Origin of the sequence: Caballeronia sp. (genome assembly GCF_049581465.1) — a bacterium.
GTDB lineage: Bacteria > Pseudomonadota > Gammaproteobacteria > Burkholderiales > Burkholderiaceae > Caballeronia.
This window is the reverse complement of the sequence record NZ_JBAUSA010000511.1, coordinates 1-1,656: the sequence shown is the minus strand read 5'-3', so window position 1 is coordinate 1,656 and position 1,656 is coordinate 1. Positions and strand designations below refer to the sequence as shown.

Here is a 1,656-nt window from a genome sequence, read left to right as displayed (position 1 = left end):
GGTCAACGCAGCAGCGCCAGGGTGTGCTGAAAGCGCTTCACCGAGTGTAACCGAGCGCCGCGCGTTCATCATTGTCCGACCTCCATGACCCGGCTTTTGAGTTCGTCGACCAGGACGCGCCTGTTCTCCGAGTAGTCGACAGGCACGATGACCAACTGCACACCGCCTTCGCGGAACGCCGCTTCCAATGCCGGGGCCAACCCTTCGGCCGATTCTACGCGTCGTCCTTTGGCGCCATAGGCATCGGCGTATTTCACGAAATCGGGGTTGCCGTATGTGAGGCCCCAATCCGTGAAGCCGTCGACGGCCTGTTTCCAGCGGATCATTCCGTAGGCGTTGTCCTGGATGATCAGGACTACGAGGTTGAGCTTCAGCCTGACGGCGGTCTCGAGTTCCTGCGAGTTCATCATGAAGCCACCGTCGCCGCACACGGCCATCACGCGCCGGGCAGGGTAGAGCAACGCGGCCATCATGGCCGACGGCAAGCCTGCCCCCATCGTCGCCAATGCGTTGTCGAGCAGCAGGGTGTTGGCATTGCGCGTCCGATAGCACCGCGCGAACCAGATCTTGTACATGCCGTTATCGAGCGCGACGATGCCGTCCGCCGGCATGACTTCGCGTACATCGTGGACGATACGTTGCGGCGTCAATGGAAAGCGTGATTCATTTGCCCGGTCCATCGTGCGCGTCAGGATACCTTCGCGCAGCGGCGCGAGTGCTGCCGCGTTCGGAAGCTTGCCATGAACCAGTTCGGCAAGCCGTGCAAGACTCAGGCCGAGGTCGCCCACCACTTCGGCATGCGGGAAGAATACCTGTTCGACATTGGCCGGCGTATATCCCACGTGAATGACCTGAGGCCCCTTCGCTCCCATGATGAACGGCGGTTTTTCGACCGTGTCATGCCCGATTGCAAGGATCAGGTCGGCGCGGTCGATTGCCTCGTGCAAATAGTCGCGTTCGCTGAGCGCTGCCGTTCCCATCCATAGTTCGGCGGCCTCGTCGCTGCCGATCGCGCCGACCGTGCCCTTGCCCATCTGCGTGGTAAAGAACGGGATGCCGGTGCGCCGGATGAACTCCGTCAGCCGACCCGCGAGCCGGGGCCGGTTGCTTGCGGCGCCGAACATGACCAGCGGACGCTCGGCCTTCATCAGCAAAGCCGCCGCCCGTTCGATAGCAGCCTCCTGCGCCACCGGGATCTCGACGGGATGCAGCGGCACGAGAGCCACGTCGTCGCTAACTTCAGAGGCGGCTACGTCTTCCGGCAGTTCGAGGTGAACGGGACCGGGTCGCTCTTCTGCAGCCAATCGGAACGCTTCACGGACCACGGTCGGAATGCTGGCCCCGCTGACGATTTGCCGGGACGCCTTGGTCAGTGGCTTCATCGTCGCGACGATGTCGACGATCTGGAAGCGCGCCTGGTGTGCCGTCATGATGGGCTTCTGGCCTGTGATGAGCACCATCGGCATCGCGCCAAGATGCGCGTAGGCCGCGCCGGTGACCAGATTCAGCGCGCCGGGACCGAGCGTCGCCATGCAGACGCCCGGCCTTCCTGTCAGGCGGCCGTGGGTCGCCGCCATGAAGGCTGCAGACTGTTCATGGCGGGTCAGGATCAGCTGGATGCTGGAGCGCCGCAGCGACTCGACGACGTCGAGATTC

General features: G+C 63.5%; 1 protein-coding gene. It reads right to left on the bottom strand.

Annotated elements, in window-relative coordinates:
- Window positions 1-68: 68 nt before the first annotated feature.
- Window positions 69-1,656, bottom strand: a 1,588-nt coding sequence (locus tag WCA53_RS12505; protein WP_423910143.1) for an acetolactate synthase large subunit, incomplete at its 5' end; no start/stop codon positions are given.